General features: G+C 33.0%; 15 protein-coding genes. 12 read left to right on the top strand and 3 right to left on the bottom strand.

All coding sequences use genetic code 11. The annotated features are described in order from the left end of the window. Window positions 1-5: 5 nt before the first annotated feature. Both ACQUQZ_RS16675 and ACQUQZ_RS16680 read right to left on the bottom strand, forming a co-directional pair. Complete coding sequence (locus ACQUQZ_RS16675) at window positions 6-3641, bottom strand: helicase-related protein (protein ID WP_435356157.1); 3636 nt, start codon at window positions 3639-3641, stop codon at window positions 6-8. 2 nt (window positions 3642-3643) lie between these two features. After that, entirely contained in the window at window positions 3644-6121 is a 2478-nt protein-coding gene (locus ACQUQZ_RS16680; RefSeq protein WP_435356158.1) for a hypothetical protein, read from the bottom strand. 714 nt (window positions 6122-6835) lie between these two features. Here ACQUQZ_RS16680 and ACQUQZ_RS16685 point away from each other — a divergent pair. From ACQUQZ_RS16685 to ACQUQZ_RS16730, 10 genes are all read left to right on the top strand, one after another. Beyond that, window positions 6836-7360: a hypothetical protein gene (locus tag ACQUQZ_RS16685; RefSeq protein ID WP_435356159.1), complete on the top strand. Its 525-nt coding sequence runs from the start codon at window positions 6836-6838 to the stop codon at window positions 7358-7360. 386 nt (window positions 7361-7746) lie between these two features. Further along, a complete protein-coding gene (locus tag ACQUQZ_RS16690) occupies window positions 7747-8100 on the top strand; it encodes a hypothetical protein (RefSeq protein ID WP_435356160.1) in 354 nt (117 codons plus the stop codon). A gap of 81 nt (window positions 8101-8181) precedes the next feature. Then, on the top strand, window positions 8182-9054 hold the full coding sequence (locus tag ACQUQZ_RS16695; protein ID WP_435356161.1) for an AAA family ATPase: 873 nt from the start codon (window positions 8182-8184) through the stop codon (window positions 9052-9054). After that, a complete protein-coding gene (locus ACQUQZ_RS16700) occupies window positions 9032-10009 on the top strand; it encodes a DUF3871 family protein (RefSeq protein WP_435356162.1) in 978 nt (325 codons plus the stop codon). Before ACQUQZ_RS16695 ends, ACQUQZ_RS16700 begins: the two co-directional genes overlap by 23 nt. 751 nt (window positions 10010-10760) lie before the next feature. Further along, window positions 10761-11567 carry an EboA domain-containing protein gene (locus ACQUQZ_RS16705; protein WP_435356163.1) on the top strand — a complete coding sequence of 269 codons (807 nt, stop codon included), beginning with the start codon at window positions 10761-10763 and terminating at the stop codon, window positions 11565-11567. Window positions 11568-11605: 38 nt separating this feature from the next. After that, window positions 11606-12625, top strand: coding sequence for a TatD family hydrolase (locus tag ACQUQZ_RS16710; RefSeq protein WP_435356164.1), 1020 nt, complete (start codon window positions 11606-11608; stop codon window positions 12623-12625). A gap of 26 nt (window positions 12626-12651) precedes the next feature. Further along, entirely contained in the window at window positions 12652-13545 is an 894-nt protein-coding gene (gene eboC, locus ACQUQZ_RS16715; protein WP_435356165.1) for a UbiA-like protein EboC, read from the top strand. 45 nt (window positions 13546-13590) lie between these two features. Further along, complete coding sequence (locus tag ACQUQZ_RS16720) at window positions 13591-14736, top strand: 3-dehydroquinate synthase (protein WP_435356166.1); 1146 nt, start codon at window positions 13591-13593, stop codon at window positions 14734-14736. 5 nt (window positions 14737-14741) lie between these two features. Next, window positions 14742-15935, top strand: coding sequence for a metabolite traffic protein EboE (eboE, locus tag ACQUQZ_RS16725; protein ID WP_435356167.1), 1194 nt, complete (start codon window positions 14742-14744; stop codon window positions 15933-15935). Window positions 15936-16043: 108 nt separating this feature from the next. Continuing rightward, window positions 16044-17414 carry an alkaline phosphatase family protein gene (locus ACQUQZ_RS16730; RefSeq protein ID WP_435356168.1) on the top strand — a complete coding sequence of 457 codons (1371 nt, stop codon included), beginning with the start codon at window positions 16044-16046 and terminating at the stop codon, window positions 17412-17414. Window positions 17415-17436: 22 nt separating this feature from the next. Here the strand turns inward: ACQUQZ_RS16730 and ACQUQZ_RS16735 are convergent, their stop codons facing one another. Then, window positions 17437-19401 (bottom strand): SGNH/GDSL hydrolase family protein, encoded by a 1965-nt coding sequence (locus ACQUQZ_RS16735; protein ID WP_435356169.1) that lies wholly within the window; start codon window positions 19399-19401, stop codon window positions 17437-17439. Window positions 19402-19612: 211 nt separating this feature from the next. Between ACQUQZ_RS16735 and ACQUQZ_RS16740 the strand changes: the two genes are divergently transcribed. Together ACQUQZ_RS16740 and ACQUQZ_RS16745 are read left to right on the top strand one after the other, a co-directional pair. After that, a complete protein-coding gene (locus tag ACQUQZ_RS16740) occupies window positions 19613-20398 on the top strand; it encodes a HipA family kinase (RefSeq protein WP_435356170.1) in 786 nt (261 codons plus the stop codon). Next, window positions 20376-20762, top strand: a complete 387-nt coding sequence (locus tag ACQUQZ_RS16745) for a DUF3037 domain-containing protein (RefSeq protein WP_435356171.1) — start codon at window positions 20376-20378, stop codon at window positions 20760-20762. Before ACQUQZ_RS16740 ends, ACQUQZ_RS16745 begins: the two co-directional genes overlap by 23 nt. The last annotated feature ends 25 nt before the right edge of the window (window positions 20763-20787 follow it).

Below are 20787 nucleotides of genomic sequence, written 5' to 3' on the forward strand. Positions count from 1 at the left end.
AATTTTTAGTTATTAGGGATATATTGAAATGATTCTTTAATCTGAATAAATGTGTCAGCATCTACTTCTCGCATTGATTGCATCACAATCCAATCATCAACATCAGATACGCCCACTTGGGTAGGTCGCTTCATTAATTCGTCATATTTTTTAAGACCAATATTTTGTACTCTTTCAATCCAATCATTTGCTAAAAAATCAATTCTATTTTCAAAAAAAGTATATTCATTGGTATAATTTTCAAATCGTTTTTTCAAAAATGATTTCAATTCATTAATATGTTCCTTTTGAAAATATTGTGCGTCATTATTTTGATTAAGACCTGGTATTTTATGCCTTACAAATGTTACCATTAATGTTGTAAGCATTTTATCTATTGTGTTCTCTGTAAAAGGTGTTACACTTAGTGGCTCAATTCCTTTGTAAAATGCCTGATGGAAAGGGATATAATGTTCAAAATATGATTTATCTCTTGCTCTGTTTGGGTCTAAAAATGTAATTACCAAACCTTCAACTTTTCTACCAACACGGCTGGAAGCCTGAATATATTCCGCAATATTTTTTGGCATTCCATTAACGAGCATCAAATTTAGTCTGCCAATGTCAATTCCAACCGAAAACATATTGGTTGCAAGCACTAAATCAATCGAATTTGAATTTACGGCTTTATATTTTGTTCCTTTTTTACTATCTCTATTTTCTAATTCAAATTTATTTTCTAACTGTTTTAATACCGCTTTAATTTTGCTACTTTCTATTCTTGCAGTAAGTTCTTCTGTTCTGTCCTCTAAACCAATATGATTATATATAAATTGATTGTTTCTTCCAAATAATCTTGTCTGCAAAGTTGCCGTATTTACAATAATTTCATCACCTACTTTGTTTCTAATTTTACCTACATCTTTTAAAGAATTATAATAAGAAACAACCGTCCAATAATCATCAAGCGGTTCGCCATTTTCAATTCGGGCTTCCAACAAATGAGCTAAAAGTTGTAATTGTGTATCAATAGCTGTTTTGCCAACGGGCATAAAACCAACATATTTTCTTTTGCTTATTTCCTTAGCTTCTTTTGCAAAAAAACTATCGTTATATCCAATGCCCGATGGAGGGAAAATATTTACTTTTCTTCCTCCATATAGTTGTTCAATTTGCTGTTTTGTATTTCTTGTTGTTGCTGTGGAAGCTATAATTTTGGGAGTCAAATTTTTAACTTCTTTTGTACAAAGTTTTTCAACTGCACTTTCAAATATTCCAACGATTGAACCTAATGGACCACTTAATAAGTGTAATTCATCTTGAATAATTAAATCAGGAGGAAGTTTATCATCATCTAAACTATTAAAAAATCTGTGGGCTTCTCCTTTCCATGCTATTTGAGCAAACTTATCAACAGTTGCAAATAAAAGAGTGGGTGGGTGTTGAAATAGCATTTCATCCACAACTTGAACTGGAATTTCCTTATGGCACGAACATTTTTTATTTAAGCATCTCATTTTAAATTTCCTGCTGTCTGCATCAAAACCATAATCACCTTCGGAAATGAGTTTTGTACCACACCAAGGGCAAGCCGAAATTTGAAATGTATTTTTATTTTCAGGTTTACCATTTTGTTTTCTACATTCACTTTCTATTTCATCAACAATTTTTTCTGCGTCTGAAAGTTTTCCCGGAGTTAATTGATTACCCACCCATAAGCCAATGCTGATAGGCTCATTTTTGAGTTCAGAGGTGTAGTTTTTTCTCAAAAATTCTAATGAAGCAATTAACTTTGAAGCTCTTTCAAATTGTTGTGCTGTTAATAATCTTAAAGTATAACGCATAATAACTGAAACACCTTTTGAAGCGTTTTCATCGTTCATCATTCGCCTCCAAACAATTGTAAATGCAGTAACAGCTAAATATGCTTCGGTCTTCCCGCCACCTGTTGGAAACCAAATTAAATCTACGATTTCTTTTCTATCTTCTGATTGGGTTTCTGTAATACCTCTTATGCTTAACAAAAGAAAAGCTAACTGAAATGGTCTATATTTTGGTGTTTTTTCAGTTAAGCCTTTGCTATCAAGCTTTTTGTAATCATAATTTTGAAAAAAAACTAAACTATCATAAGGTATTGATGAGTTTATTTCTGAAATATCTTTTTCTTTTTTAGTAAAGTCGTTATCATTGGAAATTATGATTTGAATAAGCATTGCAGTATTTGCAAATTGAAAAGCACGAAAAACGGTATCATTTTCTAAACATTTAATATTTGATTTTAAACGGTTGTAATTGCTATCCAGTCTTGCAATAATTCTATTACCAATTTGTTTCCCATTTTCAGAATTTGCTTCATTTTTTAATTTTTGTCCACCAATCCAATTTCCGTACAATTCAACAAAACCATATAATTGTTTTATTACTTCTTCTTTACTTATGCCGCTGAATAAGGATAGATTCTTAATATTAAGCGATTTATCAAGTAGTTGAAAATCTTTTGGATTTTCAAAATCTATTTCAGTAAAATCGTTTTTTGTTTCCTTTACGTTATATTCTGGTGCAAAGGTTGTCTGTAATAAATTTAATTCTTCATTCCATTTTACTGAACAATTATGACCAATACCATAACTTTTAACATCTTTATAAAGGAAGTTCAATTCCTCAGCTTCAATGTCAAATGGATTTAATTCTTCATTAGATTTATAAGGAAGTAATTTGTTGGATTTTATACTGATACCAACTTGAAATAAGCATTTGGAATTCAATTCAGGTGTTTTTGTCGTAAACCTTTTTGAAGATTGTTTGGCAGATAAATTTACTAATTGAATTTTAACGTATTTATTTCCTTTTGCAAAATATGTTTTAATATTATAACCAAGTTTCAAATCCTTATGTGATTTATCTAAAATAGGTAATTCGATAGGTGATTCTGTATCAATTATTTTAATAATTGTTGAATATTCAAAGCTTTTTCTTTTCCAAATTCTACCAATTAATTTGGCGAAAATTGAAATATTTTCCTTTATTGGTCTTTCTTTAAAACTTTCAGTTTTTTTGTAGTCGTCAAATTGTAAAAACTCACCACTTCTTGGTGTATTCCTACCCCCTTTATCACCTTTTAATTCCCTTATAAGCGATAAATATCCATCTTCAAATTTTAAAATATCTTTAAATGGAAATCGTGCATTATCATCTACAAAAGTATAATATTCATTTTCCGATATTTTGATTTTAATATCTATTTGATTTTCAGGTGTATAGTAAAATCCTCCACTAAATTCAACTTCAATGGTTTCAATAGATTTGTCAATGCAGAATGTTAAACCAAGATTATTTGGATTAAAATGATTTTGACTAACTTTATTTTCGTCTGCACTTGTATGGTGTTCTTTTGGTGGTTCAATATCTCCATTGTTTTGAACATCCAAATTATTATCATCTGCTATTGAATTATTTGCTTCTTCTGTTTCTTCTCTTACTTGGTTATCATCTTCAATTTCTAAGGTATCGCATAAGGTTTTCTCTGGAAAAATTATCGCTGAATAATAGCGTTGTAATGGATAATCTGAAATGATTTCTTCATTTTCGAGCAAACCAAAACTATCAGAACCAGGTCCAATTAATCCTTTATAAATACGGTTTTGAAATATATCTCTTTGCATAATTAGTCTATAATTTCTTCCAAAATTTTAATACTCTTAATAGTTCTCATTGGGGCTCCAACTTGAATAATTTCTTTAATTTGATTATCACCAAGCCAATCAAGCATTTTACCTTTTTCATTAGTTAATATATAGGTGTTTATTTCCTCACTCAATTCAACACCTGCCTTTATAATCCTGCCTGAATACTCTGTTTTTATAGCTAAAATATCTTTTATATTTTGATTCAGTTCAATATTGTTTACAGTTTTAATAATTGCAACTAAATCCAATTTTTTCATCGGAAATTTAGTTTTATTATCTAATTTTAGCCAATTTTCTAATCTATTTTTGTCAACAGTTAGCCCATTAAGTTTTACTTCATCGTAAAGGTTGTCAATAAGATACCCAAATCCTTTTGAAGTAAAATATTCTCGCAAAGAGTTTTTCCAAAGTAAAGAATAGTAATCAACTCTTGAAAAAAGCTCTTTTTCATCTGTTATTTTTATAATATCATGTAAAGTTTCTTTGTCAGGGTTTTGATAAATACGCACTTTATCGCCTTTTATTAGCTGATTTACCTCTTTATGATACTCTTCGTAACCTTCAACATAAACATTTTTAGATTCTCTTTCCTTTATTTTTTTCGTTTCTTCCTCAAATGTAATCTCGTAAAATATTTCTTCTCTCTTTGAAAAGTTGAAGTTTTCAGTATCAATTAAATATTTAATCCAGTCGTCGATGTTTTCAATATTTATTTGTTGCGTTTCTGGATAATGTAAACCACAAATTTTTTCTCTTTGAATTGAACGAAGGTCAATCTCATCTCTCTTTTTAAAATTATGAAGATAATAATTAAGAGATTTTGCTTCCTCGTTATAACATAATATTTTTGTTTGAAGGTTGCTAAAAAGTATCTTTTGAAGTAACACATCAGGATAAATTCCATTGCCAAATAAGGACAAAAATAAATACTTTTTATCATCCGCTTCTCTATTTGTATATTCTTTTAATGTTATTACTTTTGTTTGTTTCAAACCTGAATATGGTTGTTCAGACTTAGGCTGATTAAATAAATGAGAAAGATTTTGCAGGTTATTTACCTTTATTCCTTGCTGTTTATCTTCTAACTGCATACATTTTTGAATCTCTCTTTCACAATCAGATTTAATTGACCTTGGAACTACAATAAAATCAAAGGCTTCATTGTTTTTGAAATAATTAGCCTTTTGGTTAGTCGTCTTTATTAGAATAATTATTTTCTTATATATATTTCTTAGCTTTTCAAAATCATCTTTATAGGGGATTTCAATGTTGTAATATTCATCTTGAAACACTTCTTCTGCTTCCTTTTCAAAAGCCGATAATATTTCGTTTGCTCTTGCTCGAATACGATTTTCGTTATTAAATGCAGTAATTGGGTAAATTTTACGAATATATTTTAAAAGCGACTTTAAGTTTATAAGGTTATTATATTGAAATTCTTTTTGAGTAACAAATGTCGTGAAATTTGCAATTTCCAGACTTAAATCTGAATGCAAAATGGTTTCTAATTCTATATTTTGGTAATTATTATTTTCAAATAATTTCAGTTCAGGTAGTGTCCATTTCCATTTTAATACCTCAAAGTTTTCATCTGATTCCATATCCTGTGTTCCAATAAAAATGCAATAGTTAAATTTCTTTTGTCGATAGCTTTTTGATATTGCAGAAATGGATTGCAGATATTTATTATCTCCGATGAAAATAATTGTATCAATCGGTATATCATGAGAAATAAAATGGTCTTTGATAGTTCCAAAATCATTAACCACAATTAGTATTGGGTCAAATGGAGAATCTGGGTAAATCTGACCGCTTTTATTCATATAAATAAATGGGATATAGTCGGGTATTTTATTTAAAATATCATTTTTTGAAGCTACGATTATAGTTTTTGTTGGCTGTTTTAATGGTAAACAGTTGTCTTTAATTGAAATTTGAGTAAGAATGGCTTCAAATTGCTTATAAAGTTGAAACATTCTGTTTTCAAATTTTTGTACCCTCGTTTGATTGAATCTTACTTCTTCTAATTTATCAGAGTATTTCGATGACAATAGAATATAATCATTTATATTTTTCAATATAACCCTTTTTGTTGTACCCAAAGGAAGTATAAAAATTTGTTCGTTTTCAATCTTTTTAATAGTCGAAATTCGACCATCGTTTTTATTGATAACTATATCGTTTACGTTTAAATTTATTTCAGCTTTTATATTTTTGTCAATACAGTGAAGTAAGGTTGGTAGGATTGTAGGAATGAAATAAAGTGGAAATTTGCTATTATGGGGTGTTGTAATTTGAAGAATACTCCGTTCAGATTGTAATACTGAATGTATAATAAATGTGTTTACAATATTAAAATTAGAGGATTGAAATATTGAAAAATAGAATTGTTGTTCAAGTTTTATTTTGCTTTTTTTAATTAATTTATTAAAATAGTCTTCGTCCAAAAATTTCATGTTGTAAATTAGTTCTTTTGAGGTCAGTCAGTAGTTGTTTAAGTTTAATCAAGTTAAATTCTTTTTTGTGTCCTATGTAGTTTGATGGTTTGTTCTACAATGACGCATAATGATTGTATTGCCGCAGTAGTTAGCAACGCTGTTTATTGCGGCAATACGTGTTAGGCGAAGGTTTTTGAGGCAAAAAAGACTTCATTTCGCCTAACTCCTAAATATACGAAAGTTTTGTCGTATGTTCTGTATTAATTAGGACTATTTCGACAATATATTGTACTTTATGTGTGGCACTTTTTATATTTTTAATCAAATAGTTAACATATCAGCATTAAATATTATCAGCAATAGTACAAATTAAAAATGAATCAACACTTTTAATTTTAACATGTTTATTATTCGGTAATATAATTATATGAATGTATCCTATTAAACAGTTCTGCGTATGTCTGAGAATAATACAAATTGTAGTTTGGTGATTATCCTAATAACTTATAATTAAGCTCATACCCACCCAACCAAAACATTGCCTGTATATGGTCATTGGCGTAGTTGAGTCCCTATATTATTAAATAAACGACCACACCGAATTAATACGTCTTCATAATTTTTCTATTAAAAACACTAGAAACTCACAAAAAAAATATGTAAAAATACATCTGCCACAATTTTTTAATATTATGCCTATTCTAACCGTTAAGAAACAAACCTATCAATTCTATGATATTCTACTATTATTACGTCATTTGGGCAATCCTAAACCTTAACGATGCTTTTTCTACCAGTAAACCGGAGAGGATTACAGTTTATTATGATGATTTCTACAAAAAAGAGTGGTTCGCCAACTTCTCAAACTATCCTATAAAATTTGTGCATTTTGAACATCATTCAAATCGTGCTAACCATATTATACTGCGTACCAACTATGAGGCTAAAACCTATAAAATTTACTTGGTAAATACTGATTTGTTACATGACATTCATGGTATTGAAAATTATAGAATCAAAGGTTTATCCTATTTGAAGGGTAATATGTCTGTTATAACCATCAAAAGCATGACAGATAAAAATGTGGTCAAATTACTGACCCACGAATTTTCACATGGTAGAGGATTACCCCATTGTGAACATAAAAATTGTATTATGAACGATGCAAAAGGTAAGTACAGTAACTTGAAAAACTGTAATGAATTCAAAGAAACCTGCCTACTTTTCATCAAAAAAGAGTCAAAATTAAAGATTTAAGCTTTCTATTAGAATCCTCTTCCACAGCATCTTCTGAATTATTTAGATACCCCTACCTATAGTATCTACAAAACATATCCCCCATAACTAATTTTAATATCAATACCCCCATAGGTTAGAAATACTTCTCCAAAAAATCTAAATATCCATATAAGAGTAATACAGGTCTCATTCATTAGCCCCCTGCCTGCATAAGGAGAGGTGTGGCTCCGCCCGTATAAGCAAAATGACAGGTAAATTAATAGACTCATTCAATCATTGGTATTTTCAATGAGGATTAATTTCTGTTTTTCTGCAAGCTATGAATAAATATATAGCTTAAACTACAAAAGAGACTCACAACCAATCGTTCAAAAACCATTTTTCACTTAAACATTTTATCAATTATGTTAACTGTAACCAATTATCAACAACGTTCTTCAAAGGAAGAAAAAACTTATTTTGCACTTGAGCTGCAATCGGATGATTTAGAATTTGTGATTTCCCAAGCCACAGGCAGATATTATGTTACTGCCAGAAAATGCTGGATTTCTACCACCTTCAACGAAGAAATATGCAAAAAAATGATTGGTAAATCAATGGTTGGTTCAATTGCTAAAGTACAATGCGAGCCTTACGAATTTACAATTCCTGAGACTGGTGAAGTTATTACAAGACAACATCGCTATGATTATTCACCTACTGAACAAGGTTCTATGGAAGCTGTCGTATTGCAAAATCAAGAACTAGTATTTGCCTAAACAAACCATCAAAAACATTTTGAGGAGTAGAGTCTTATTGGCTTTACTCCTTTTTTATTTCACCTTAAATCAATTTCAATCATGCGATTACAACAAGCAGAAAGAAAAAATGTCAAAATCAAACTTGGTTTGCAAGGGTCGAGTGGCAGCGGCAAAACGTATTCAGCTTTGCTATTAGCTTACGGTTTGACTAATGACTGGTCAAAAATAGCCATCATTGATACTGAAAATCATTCAGCCGAATTGTACAGCCATCTTGGAGCTTACAATGTTCTAAGCCTTGAACCACCTTTTTCACCAGAGAGGTACAAAGAGGCTATTGAAGTTTGTAAAAAGGCTCAAATGGAAGTTATAATCATAGACAGCATAAGCATGGAATGGGATTATGTTTTAGAGCAACATTCTCAGTTGGCAGGAAATTCCTACACCAATTGGGCAAAGTTTACTCCTCGACATCATTCATTTGTACAATCGCTTTTGCAGGTCAATGCTCATGTAATTTGCACGCTACGGGCTAAACAAGATTATGTACTCAATGAAAAGAATGGAAAGTTTGTTCCAGAAAAAGTTGGATTAAAAGCAATTCAACGTGATGGACTTGATTATGAGTTAACTATTGTCTTTGAAATTGACATCAAGCACAATGCTACGGCGACAAAGGATAGAACCGAACTCTTTGTTGGAAAAACTGAATTTAAAATCAGTGCCGCAACTGGTAAAGAAATTTCTGATTGGTGTAAAAAAGGAATTGTAATTGAACCTGATTATCAGCCATTTATTGATGCTTGTCAGACCGTTGATGAATTGAGAGACCTGTATATGAACTCCACAGAAGAGATTCAAAGTAAGTATCGGAATCAGTTCAATCAAAAGAAATATCTCCTTCAAGTACCCATTGCAAATTCATTAAACCCTCAAAATTATAGTCAAAATGGAACTACAAGTCGTGTCTAAACCTCCCATAATTCTCCCTGAATCTGTATTTGATTCAACTGATATTCCTTTTATACAAGCCAATACAGTTGTGGTTAGGCAACAAGAGTTAGCCGATACACATCTAATACCTGTCTATGTAAAGGATAATGAGCCTGTTATCTCACATCAAGATTTTATCAGTTGTACACAGGAAATTGTACATCAGTTGTATCGGAGTGAGCAAGTATTACAGCCAAGCATTAGAGTTTCACACCCAATTAAAGGAAGAACGCCAGAAGCAAAGGATAAACCAGCAAAAGACCTATTGGAACACGAGAAAACCATTTACTATGAAAGAATGGCTTTTGTGATTGAAATTCCAAGCATTAAAGATACCATCAATGGAAATGAGTTATCGTTGACAATCGGCGGAGTAAAAAGTTATAGTTTAGATAACCTCTACAATAGGAAAGGTTCAGATGAACATTTCAAAGTTTTCATCGGCTTTCAAAATAAAGTGTGTTGTAACCTCTGTGTTTGGACTGATGGATATTCAGGTGACCTCAAGGTAAAAAATACTGCTCAACTAATGAAAGGCATCTACGATTTGGTCGCAACGTACAAAGCAGAGAAGCAACTTTTTGCCTTACAAAATCTGCTGCATTATAGTCTGACCGAGCATGAATTTGCTACCTTGATAGGAAGGGCGAAGTTATACCAATATCTTCCTTTGATGGAGAAAAAGCAAATACAGCCATTATCATTCGGTGATACTCAAATTGGAATGGTTGCCAAAGATTATTACCAAGATAAAAGTTTCTGCCGTAGAGATGATGGAAGTATCAACTTGTGGAATGTGTACAATCTATTTACAGGTGCAAATAAGCAAAGCTACATAGATACATTTCTTGACCGAGGTGTAAATGCTTTTGAGTTTGTAGAAAATTTAGCACAGTCAATTGAGAGTAAAACAAATAGTTGGTTTTTGAATTAAGTACAAGGGGCTGGTAGCAATATCAGCTCTTTTAAATTTTATGATGATGGAGGATAAATTAGAACCAAGAATAATCATTGACCCATTTTCTTTATTAGTGGTCAACTCCAAAGGAGAGTTAAAGAGGATTTATTGTCCATTTTTGGCGAGGTGCATGATTCCCATAAAAAACCTCCTCCTAAATGAAGCGTATGCAATAGATATGGTAAAGACAGAAATGAGTGAAGAGATTATTTTTATCATTCAGGGGAAGCCATACTTGCATTCTTACTTCAATATTTTACCGTAGTGCTACATTGGGTTTATGCTGTATTTTTTTATACTTTTTTTTGAGACGGTTTTACCCTCTAATCAAAACCACTGAAAAAAAAGTAACCATTTTATCATGTATTATAATTTCCACACATGATTCAATAATTATAACTTAATTTACTGTCCAAAGATTAAAATTTTGAGGTATAAACTAAAATCTTCTAATTGTTTACACATTAATAGAAATTGTTTCAACATCAATAGTTATTTTTGTAGATTAGTTTGTATTAAATTAAATCAGACAAGTTTATTTATAATCAGTTTTTTGGAACTTCTGTACCTTATTTGTACCTTAAACCCATAACTAACTGATAGTCAGGACTAATTACTTTCTGCATTGGAAAGTGATTTATCTCATAGCATGAGTGAAATCATTGTTAAATATTTACGATTATTTATAAATTTTTACATATAATCGATAATTCACCAAAGTAAACACATGAGTTTTTCAGAACAATTATTCGAACAAATAAAAGATTTTTCGTCACCAAAAGAAATCAGTTGGATAGAAAGTAAAGTCAATGGAAATTTGCAATCACTGCAAACGGCATTTGTTGCCACACCAAGATTTGTTAGCAAAACACCTATTCAATCGACCGATATCATCAATGATGTTTCTATCAACAACTGGTCTTTAGATAGATTAGTAAGGGTTTATTTATTATCACTCTTAGATAGTACTGATAAAGATATTTATACCAAAACGCTTGATACACTCTTTGAAACTGCCGAAAATAACGAAGCAGTTGCCTTAATTTCCGCACTTCCATTTTTTGCTTATCCTGACTATTGGCTTTTACGAGCAACCGATGCGGTGAGATCAAATATTGGTTTGGTTTTCGATGCCATTGCATTTCAAAACCCCTATCCTATGCAAAATTTCTCTGAATTGGCATGGAATCAATTAGTTTTGAAATGTATCTTTAATGATAAACCTATTCACCGTATTCAAGGCTTGAATGTGCGAGCTAACCAAGAATTGGCAAATTCGATTTCTTACCTTGCCCATGAGCGTTGGGCAGCAGGTCGAACAATACCCGCTCAGGCATGGCGTTTGGTTAGTAGATTTATGAATGAAACGATTTTTAAAGATATTTGTACCTTATTTGTATCTCAAAAACCAAATGACTCAATTGCCGCAGTTTTGGTTTGCAGTGAAACTGATTTTCTTCCAGCCAAAGAAGAACTTAAAAAATATCACGAATTGAATAGTAAAGCCTTTAGCTGGCAAATGCTTGAGGCTTAGAAAAAAATTTAACACCGAATCGAAATCGCATTAAGACAATGTGTCAAAAACATACAGAAATATCACAAAATCCTTCACATTTTGAAGGTACGGCCGAAGAACTCGAATTGTCAAAGACAGTACAGGCAAACTATACTGACTACATCAAAGATATGAAATTCTTTGACCCACATATTCACATGACCTCTCGAACAACCGACGATTATACCGCTTTAATTGACGCAGGTGTGGTGGCAATCATAGAACCTGCTTTCTGGTTGGGTCAGCCTCGCACGGGTTTGGCTTCTTTCAAAGACTATTTCAGTAGTTTAGTTGGTTGGGAACGCTTTCGTTCATCACAATTTGGAATTAAGCATTATTGTACCATTGGCTTAAATTCACGAGAAGCAAACAATGAAGCATTGGCAGAGCAAGTGATGGAAATTTTACCTTTATTTCTTTATAAAGAAGGAGTAGTTGGTGTAGGGGAAATTGGTTTTGATGATCAAACTGCTGCCGAAGAAAAGTATTATCGTTTGCAGCTCGAATTATCGAAAGAAGCAGGTTTACCTGTGCAAGTTCATACGCCTCATCGTGATAAAAAGAAAGGAACCGAATTGAGTATGTCGATTGCTTTAGAACACGGAATCGACCCCAGTATGGTAATTATTGATCATAATAATGAAGAAACAGTAGAAAGTGTGCTTGAAAAAGGCTTCTGGGCAGCATTTACGATATATCCATTTACAAAAATGGGCAACGAACGTATGGTAGAAATCGTAAAAAAATACGGTTCGGAAAGAATAATGGTAAATTCAGCAGCCGATTGGGGAATTAGTGATCCACTGGCAGTTCCAAAAACTGCTGCTTTGATGAAAATTAAAGGTATTTCTGACGCAGATATTAAATTGGTAACTTATCAAAATGCTATTGATGCTTTTGCTCAAAGTGGACAAATAAATGTGGCTGACTTTGAAACACCAGTAGTGATTGACCAAAGTTTGAAGTTCAACGGAAATACTGTTTTACGTGGCGGACAAATTCCAAGAGTTGATAAAAATTCGATTTTTATTAATTAAGTGATACTTTTCAATCATTACAACAATTGAATAAAGCATTGAACCTAAAAGCATACTTACAACTAACCAGACCTGCCAATATTATTACGGCTATTGCTGATATTTTGGCAGGAGTTGCCATTGCAACCTTTTCTTTTTCGATAGAAGACATCAATCCAACAAAAGTCGTTTTTTTATGTATTTCTACCATAGGATTATATGGTGGTGGAATTGTTTTCAATGACATTTTTGACTTAGAATTAGACAAAATTGAACGCCCCGAAAGAGTAATTCCGAGTGGAAAAATTAGTAAAAAAAATGCAATCATTTTTGGTATTTTGCTGTTAACTTTAGGGGTATTTTCGGCAATGAGTAATAGCCTATTTAGTAGTGCAATTGCCTTATTTATAGCCATTTGTGCTTTAGTTTACGACAAATTTGGTAAATATCATTCTTTTTTTGGCCCAATCAATATGGGTCTTTGTCGAGGAGGGAATTTGATTTTGGGAATGAGTATCATCGAAAATAGTATTCCGCAATGGTGGTGGTTAGGAATTTTACCTGTTTGCTATATTGCAGCGATTACGATGATTAGTCGAGGCGAAGTACATGGCGGCAATAAAAATACGCTTTATTTTGCAGCATTGCTCTACGTTATCGTCAGTACTTGCCAGTTATTGATTGCTTTTCAACTTAATCATTTATTGGTCACAGCAGCATTTGTTGCTTTACATATTTTCTTGATTTTTAAACCATTAATTAATGCGATATCAAACCCAATTGGCCCAAATATCGGAAAAGCGGTAAAAGCTGGTGTACTATCGCTCATAGTCATGGACGCTGCTTGGGTAAGCGTTTCAGGCAATATTAATTTGGCAATCGGAGTTTTAATTTTACTACCCATTTCAATAAAAATAGCAAAGATTTTTGCAGTAACTTAGCTTTTCAAAAACAATATTATCTATTTTCTTGATTCAACCCTTAAAATGAACATTATTCAACAAGCCTTTCAAGTACCTTATTCATTCAATATAGTTTTTACAAAAGACCTTTTTTCGACTGATAATCAAGAGTTTAATGTTTTTTTGAGCAATTTTGGTGATACCCGCTTTCAAAAGAAAATACTATTTTTAATCGACGCAGGTGTTGCAGAAAACCATCCTTCGCTGATCGCATCAATCAAAGGGTATTTTAATAATAATACAGTCATTACTTTGGTTGATGAAATCTTAGTGATGCCCGGTGGCGAACTTGTGAAAAATGACAATTCTTACTTAGATCAAACACTTTTAGCAATCAATAAATACGGTATTGACCGACATTCTTTCGTAGCGGCGATTGGTGGCGGAGCTTTTTTAGATATGGTAGGTTATGCTTCATGCATTGCTCATCGGGGTGTAAAACACATCAGAATTCCAACAACCGTCCTTTCGCAAAATGACTCTGGTGTGGGAGTAAAGAACGGAGTGAATTTCTTAGGAAAAAAGAATTTTTTAGGTACTTTTTCTCCCCCAGTAGCTGTTTTCAATGATTCAAATTTTCTAACATCACTCTCTGACCGAGATTGGCGTTCGGGTATTTCAGAAGCAGTAAAAGTAGCTTTGATAAAAGATTTACCTTTTTTTGAATGGTTGGAAGCCAATGCTGAGGCAATGACTTCACGAGATATGAAGGTGATGAATGAACAAATTTTTCGTTCGGCAGCATTGCATACCAACCATATTTCAAGTGGTGACCCTTTTGAAATGGGCTCTGCTCGACCTTTAGATTTTGGACATTGGGCTGCTCATAAATTAGAATATTTGACCAATTTTGAGATTCGTCATGGCGAAGCGGTAGCAATCGGTATAGCCCTTGATTCTATTTATTCACAACTTATTGGACTTATTTCGCAAGCGGATGTTAATAGAATCATTTCTCTGCTCAAAAATTTAGGATTTACACTTTACCACCCATCACTTGGCGAAAATGACAAGTTGAATCTTTGGGAAGGTTTGAATGAGTTTAGAGAGCATTTGGGTGGACAATTGACCATCACCATTTTAGAACAATTAGGCAAAGGAAAAGAAATCCACGAGGTTGATTTTGAAATCATGAAACTTGCCGTTGACGAACTTGAAAAAACGATTTAGAAATTATGAAAACTGTATTCGGACATCTCACCTATTGTAGTAATATTCATCCTGGACAAGATTGGAAGGAACATTTTTCGGTTTTAAAAAGCAGTATTCCTGAAATAAAAGCCGCAGTATGTCCGCAGGAAACTATGGGAATTGGCCTAAGATTGGCTAATCAAGCAAGCATTGATTTATCGGAAAAATCTAATTTTGAGGAATTCAAAAATTGGCTTGACACCAACAATTGTTATGTATTTACGATGAATGGTTTTCCTTATGGAAATTTTCATAATGTGGTGGTGAAAGACCAAGTTCATGCTCCTGACTGGACAACTACCGAACGAACAGATTATACCATCAGAATTTTTGGTTTATTAGCGAAATTACTTCCCGAAAATTTAGAAGAAGGCGGTATTTCAACTTCTCCTCTTTCCTATCGTTTTTGGTGGGAAACTCCTGAATTATTAGAAGACACTACTAAAATTGCCACAAAAAACATTCTTTTAGTAGTAGAATCTTTAATTGATTTAAAGGAAAAAACTGGTAAAACACTTCATCTTGACATCGAGCCTGAGCCTGATGGAATTTTAGAAAATTCACAAGAGTTTATTGAATGGTACAAGAATTTCTTGATTCCAATGGGAATTGAACAACTGAAAAACAAAGGTTTTTCAAGAGAAAAAGCCATCGAAGCAATCAAAACGCATATTCAATTATGCTATGATGTTTGTCATTTTGCTGTCGGTTTTGAAGCTCCACAAGATGTCATTGATAGCTTGGAAAGAGAAGAACTTAAAGTTGGAAAAATACAAATCAGTTCGGCTTTGAAAGTCGATTTTTCAAGCGATGCCGAAGAGAAACTCAAAGTGATTGCTCAATACAACGAACCAACGTATTTACACCAAGTGGTAGCTCAGAGAAAAGATGGAAGTTTTCAAAAATTCCAAGATTTGACCGAAGCCATTGATGGATTTGATTCGAATATCAGTTCGTGGCGAGTGCATTTTCACGTACCTCTCTTTTTAGAACAATATGGTTTATTAGGTTCGACACAATCAGATATTGTTGATACAATCAATGTTCATAAACAAAAACCATTTACCAATCATCTCGAAATAGAGACATATACTTGGGGCGTATTGCCGCATGAGTTTCAAGTTCCTTTAAATGATTCAATTATTCGTGAGATTAATTGGGTAAAAGGGCTTTTATAATTTTTTAACCGCTGACTTAAACAAAGTTTAGCAGAGAGTTTTTAGCTCTGTGTAACTCCGTGCTAAACTCATAAAACTCTGTGGTTAACTTTTTCCAAAACTCAAAAAATGAAGAAAACAGTAGTTATTGATATCGTAGGTCTTAGCACAAGTGTGATTGGTGAATTTACGCCTTTCCTGCAAAAATATATTGCCAAAAATCGCCTTACCCATATCAAACCTGCCTTTCCAGCCGTAACGACTACCGCTCAAAGTTGTTATATTACAGGAAAAAATCCTGATGTGCATGGCATTGTGGGCAACGGTTGGTACGATCGTGAAGCATGTGAAATGAAATTTTGGAAGCAATCGAACAAGTTGGTTCATGCAGAAAAAATTTGGGAAGCTGCAAAGCGAAAGAATCCAAAATTTACAAGTTCCAAAATGTTTTGGTGGTATAATATGTATTCTTCGGTTGATTTTTCAGCTACTCCTCGACCACAGTATCATTCAGATGGTGTGAAAATGCCTGATTGTTATACTTTTCCTGCTGATTTGAGAGAGAAATTACAAGCAAAATTTGGTACTTTTCCCTTATTCAAATTTTGGGGACCTAATACAAGCATTGATTGTTCTAAATGGATTGCCGATGCTGCTTTAGAAGTTGATAAAGAAAATGACCCTACACTCACGCTTATTTATTTACCCCATTTAGATTATTGTTTACAAAAATTTGGTGTTGATTTTAGCAAAATCAGGAAAGATTTGCTTGAAATTGATGCTTTAGTGGAAGAAATAGTGAATTATTACGAGCAAAAAAGTGCCAACATTATTTTGCTTTCTGAATATGGCATTAATAATGTGAGTCGTCCGATTCATATTAACAGAATTCTAAGAGAAAATGGTTTACTTTCTGTCAGAGTCGAAAGCGGTCATGAATTACTTGATTGCGGAGCATCGAAAGCCTTTGCCGCTGCCGATCATCAAATCGCTCACGTTTATATCAATGATTTGGCAGAAAAAGCACGTATAAAAAGTATTTTAGAAAAAATTGATGGTGTTGCTGTGGTAATGGATGAAGCAGAAAAGCAAGAAAATCATATCAATCATGACAGGGCAGGAGATTTGGTTGTGATGGCAAAAGCAGATAGTTGGTTTACCTATTATTATTGGAATGACGATAAATTAGCTCCTGATTTTGCTCGCAGTGTGGATATTCATAACAAACCTGGCTATGACCCTGTGGAAATGTTTATGAATCCTGCCAATCCTTTTATAAAATTACGTGCAGCCTATAAATTAGCTCGAAAACTTCTCGGATTTAGATATCGAATGGATGTAATTCCTTTGGACGCCACTCTTATCAAAGGCTCACATGGAACGCTTGATATTGGTAAAGAATTTTATCCTGTTTTGATAAGCAGTCAAAATCAACCGAATGAAATCGCAGCCACTGATGTTTATAATGTCATTTGGAACAGCATTTTTGAGGAGAAATAAAAACATTCTCCTCAAAAATCAATCATTTATTATTGACGTAGAAATAACGTATTCGGCAAGTATGTCCCACACTTTGGGTATTTTTTTCTTTGGAAATCTTTAATTCCAAAGTATGTTCACCATTTGCTAAGGTGTTTTCAAGCGTGCAAAACCATGGTAAATGCAGGGATTTACTCCATTGGGTAAATAAATCATACTTTTTCCAGTTTTTCCCATCAACTCGGTATTCAACAATACCTGCATCTTGGCCTGCCGCAACTGCAATTCCAATTACATTTCCATTGAATTTTAGCTTTAAAGTACTGCCCATTTTTTCACTAACCAACATTGGCACATCTACAAAATCATTGCGAGTACCTGTCCCATCATTCGGATTCCATTTTTCAATAATTGACCAATTTTTATCTTTTTTTGCCAAAGAAATATCTAAAAAATGGCCATTAGTATAAGAAAACTGATTTAGTTTTTCAGGTAATGAATAGTTGATGATTTTATCATCTGGGTCAAGGTGTCCAGCAAATGCTTTATCAAGTAATGCAATGATTGACTTAGCATAAATACCTTGTCCAAAAGGCGATGGATGGAGATTTTTAAAATCATTTTCCCAAGTAAATTCCTTATTATTGATTCTTTCGGTTACTTCTTTCGCTAAATTTATTGTTGGAATTTGGTAATAATTGGCAACTTTTTCATGATTCAGTATCACTTGTGGAATTTCACCTTTATTATACCGCTCTATTTTTTCGGGGTCAACAAAGTGCATAAAAACAATTTCAACTGCAGGATTTTCAGTTCTAATATGTCGCACAATTCCTTCCATTGCCATTATTTGTTCATCCGAACTGGTTCCATTTGTTTGGTCATTAACGGCAGCCTCCACAAACAATAAATCAATTTTCCCTTTTGAAAGTACATCTTTTTCCAATCTAAAAGCATCAGGTACACTGCCAAACGAAGGTATTCCTGCCGTTACAAAATCAAAAGTAGTTTCTTTGAAACGATTTTTAAGATAAGCAGTCACGCTATCACGCCAACCATGATTAAAGGTTATCGAACCTCCTAAAAAAGCTACACGATTTTGCTTATTTTGATTAAAACTGATTTTACTATTAGGCAATCCTTTATGAAATTGTTGGAAATCAGATGAATTGAGAATGCTACTATTAATAGTATGATATTTGATAAAATCTGCCACCATTTGAGGCGTTTCAATATCGAAATGATGTCCATTTAATGTTTGTTCTCCTTTTGTACAGGGTATTACAGTGGCAATACCGCCCAATCGAATGTATTTATTGACCAAGAGAAATGTATTTTCTTCCACTGGCACAATCTCATCATTCAAACCAATGGCATGTAAAACTGGCACTTTTGCTTTTGCTAATGCCTCCAAATTATCAATTGGATTATTTGAAAAACGCTTAGCTTCTTCATCATTTGCAAAACCATACTCTTTTTTTAGCATTTCCCAATCTGTTTTACTACCCATCCCTTTTCCAAAACCTGCGGGCCAACTTTTAAAATCACAAACAGGAGCTTCGGTATAAATACAAGCTACTTTTTCTGGGTTTCTTTTTGCCCAATTATAGACATATAAACCACCTCTACTGATTCCTTCTAAAGCTACATGCTTCTTTAGATTGTATTTATGCGTAATAAAATCATAAAATTTATCCCAAATTGCCATTGCTTTAGGACTACCATATTGATTATCTACATTAATAAAAACCAGATAAAATCCTTGTGCAATTAACAAACTATCAGCATCAGTGTGCCAATCAAGAAATTGAGCCTTCCAAATCCACGGATTTTCTGAATGAGTTTTATTTGGCAAAATTATGCTTACTTCTCTTCCCTCAAAAGTAAAATCTTGACGCACGAAACCATGCCATTTTGATTCTTTAATAGCCTTATTTTCAAGCGTTTGACCGAACAATTGACCTGAAAAACTAAGAAAAATAAATAGTAAGTAAAAGGTATTTTTCATAAGAACATTTTTTCCGAATAAGAACCTAAATAGCTGCATTTGAATTTATGCTTGATTTTAAAATTCAATTTATGAAATAATTTTTATAGTAATGCCTGTGAAGCAAAATTTCATTTCACTCGAATCATAAAGTGCCTTGCCTAATGATAAATAATATTTCGCTATCAAAAATTGGTGTAATTTTGCATTTAGTCAAATTCTACATTGTTTTATGCCACATCTCCGAACTGTAAATATTACCCGCTATGTCACGCCTTTGCGTGAAGGTGGTTCGCTGCCCGCTATTGTCGAGGCTGATGATGGTTTTTTATATGTACTTAAATTTCGTGGGGCTGGTCAAGGCGTAAAAGCATTAATTGCCGAGCTTATCGGTGGAGAACTGGCACGTGCTTTGGGTTTGAAAATGCCCGAAATTGTATTTGCTACACTTGATGATTCTTTTAGCAAAACCGAACCCGATGAAGAAATCCAAGATTTACTGCAAGCCAGTGTTGGTTTAAATTTGGGTGTCCATTACCTTTCTGGTTCAATTACTTATGACCCAATTGTAAAAACGATTGAGCCCAAAATTGCTTCAAAAATTGTGTTGCTCGACTATATTTTGACCAATGTTGACCGCACAGCACGTAATACAAATATGCTCGTTTGGCACAAAGAATTATGGTTGATTGATCATGGTGCATCTCTTTATTTTCACCATTCATGGGAAAATTGGGAAGAACAGTCAAAAAGACCATTTGCCGCAATTAAAGACCACGTACTTCTAAGCCAAGCCACTGAAATAGATGCGATTTTTGAAGAGTTTTGTGCCACAATTACGCCAAAACTCATTAATGAGGTGGTAAGTCTGATTCCCGATGAATGGTTGAGCGATTATTCAGTCGCAGATTCTCCAGAAGAACGCCGTCAAGTATATGCTCAATTTATTGAAACAAGAGTAAAAATGATCGATTTTGTAATAAAAGACATTGAAAATGCAAGAAAATCAACTATATGAGTATGCCGTCATTAGGGTTGTGCCAAGAGTTGAGCGTGAAGAATTCCTAAACGTTGGCATCATTCTCTATTGCAAAAAACAAGGTTTTTTACAGGCAAAATTTATTTTAGACAAACACAGGCTCGGAGTTTTTAATAAAGAATTGGACTTTGAAGAATTAGAAAAATACCTCCAAACTTGGGAGAAAATTTGTATTGGTGGAAAAGATGGTGGCCCAATCGGACTATTGCCCATTGCCTCACGTTTTCGTTGGCTTACTGCTACACGAAGTACCATTATTCAAACCTCCAAGACACACCCTGGTTATTGTAAAAATGCACAAGAAACCCTCGATTGCCTTTTTGAAACTTTGGTGCTTTGCTAAAAAACAATTCCCTTTCAAGAATAAT

The sequence above is a fragment of the Emticicia sp. SJ17W-69 genome (assembly GCF_051209875.1).
Taxonomy (GTDB): Bacteria; Bacteroidota; Bacteroidia; order Cytophagales; family Spirosomataceae; genus Emticicia.

Excerpts from the sequence above, each read along its gene's own strand:
- ACQUQZ_RS16690 (WP_435356160.1), top strand. The coding sequence starts at position 7,747 with ATGTTAACTGTAACCAATTATCAACAACGTTCTTCAAAGGAAGAAAAA.
- ACQUQZ_RS16745 (WP_435356171.1), top strand. The coding sequence starts at position 20,376 with ATGCAAGAAAATCAACTATATGAGTATGCCGTCATTAGGGTTGTGCCA.
- ACQUQZ_RS16700 (WP_435356162.1), top strand. The coding sequence starts at position 9,032 with ATGGAACTACAAGTCGTGTCTAAACCTCCCATAATTCTCCCTGAATCT.
- ACQUQZ_RS16730 (WP_435356168.1), top strand. The coding sequence starts at position 16,044 with ATGAAGAAAACAGTAGTTATTGATATCGTAGGTCTTAGCACAAGTGTG.
- ACQUQZ_RS16720 (WP_435356166.1), top strand. The coding sequence starts at position 13,591 with ATGAACATTATTCAACAAGCCTTTCAAGTACCTTATTCATTCAATATA.
- ACQUQZ_RS16675 (WP_435356157.1), bottom strand. The coding sequence starts at position 3,641 with ATGCAAAGAGATATATTTCAAAACCGTATTTATAAAGGATTAATTGGA.
- ACQUQZ_RS16695 (WP_435356161.1), top strand. The coding sequence starts at position 8,182 with ATGCGATTACAACAAGCAGAAAGAAAAAATGTCAAAATCAAACTTGGT.
- ACQUQZ_RS16735 (WP_435356169.1), bottom strand. The coding sequence starts at position 19,401 with ATGAAAAATACCTTTTACTTACTATTTATTTTTCTTAGTTTTTCAGGT.
- eboE (WP_435356167.1), top strand. The coding sequence starts at position 14,742 with ATGAAAACTGTATTCGGACATCTCACCTATTGTAGTAATATTCATCCT.
- ACQUQZ_RS16680 (WP_435356158.1), bottom strand. The coding sequence starts at position 6,121 with ATGAAATTTTTGGACGAAGACTATTTTAATAAATTAATTAAAAAAAGC.
- ACQUQZ_RS16740 (WP_435356170.1), top strand. The coding sequence starts at position 19,613 with ATGCCACATCTCCGAACTGTAAATATTACCCGCTATGTCACGCCTTTG.
- ACQUQZ_RS16710 (WP_435356164.1), top strand. The coding sequence starts at position 11,606 with ATGTGTCAAAAACATACAGAAATATCACAAAATCCTTCACATTTTGAA.
- ACQUQZ_RS16685 (WP_435356159.1), top strand. The coding sequence starts at position 6,836 with ATGATATTCTACTATTATTACGTCATTTGGGCAATCCTAAACCTTAAC.
- ACQUQZ_RS16705 (WP_435356163.1), top strand. The coding sequence starts at position 10,761 with ATGAGTTTTTCAGAACAATTATTCGAACAAATAAAAGATTTTTCGTCA.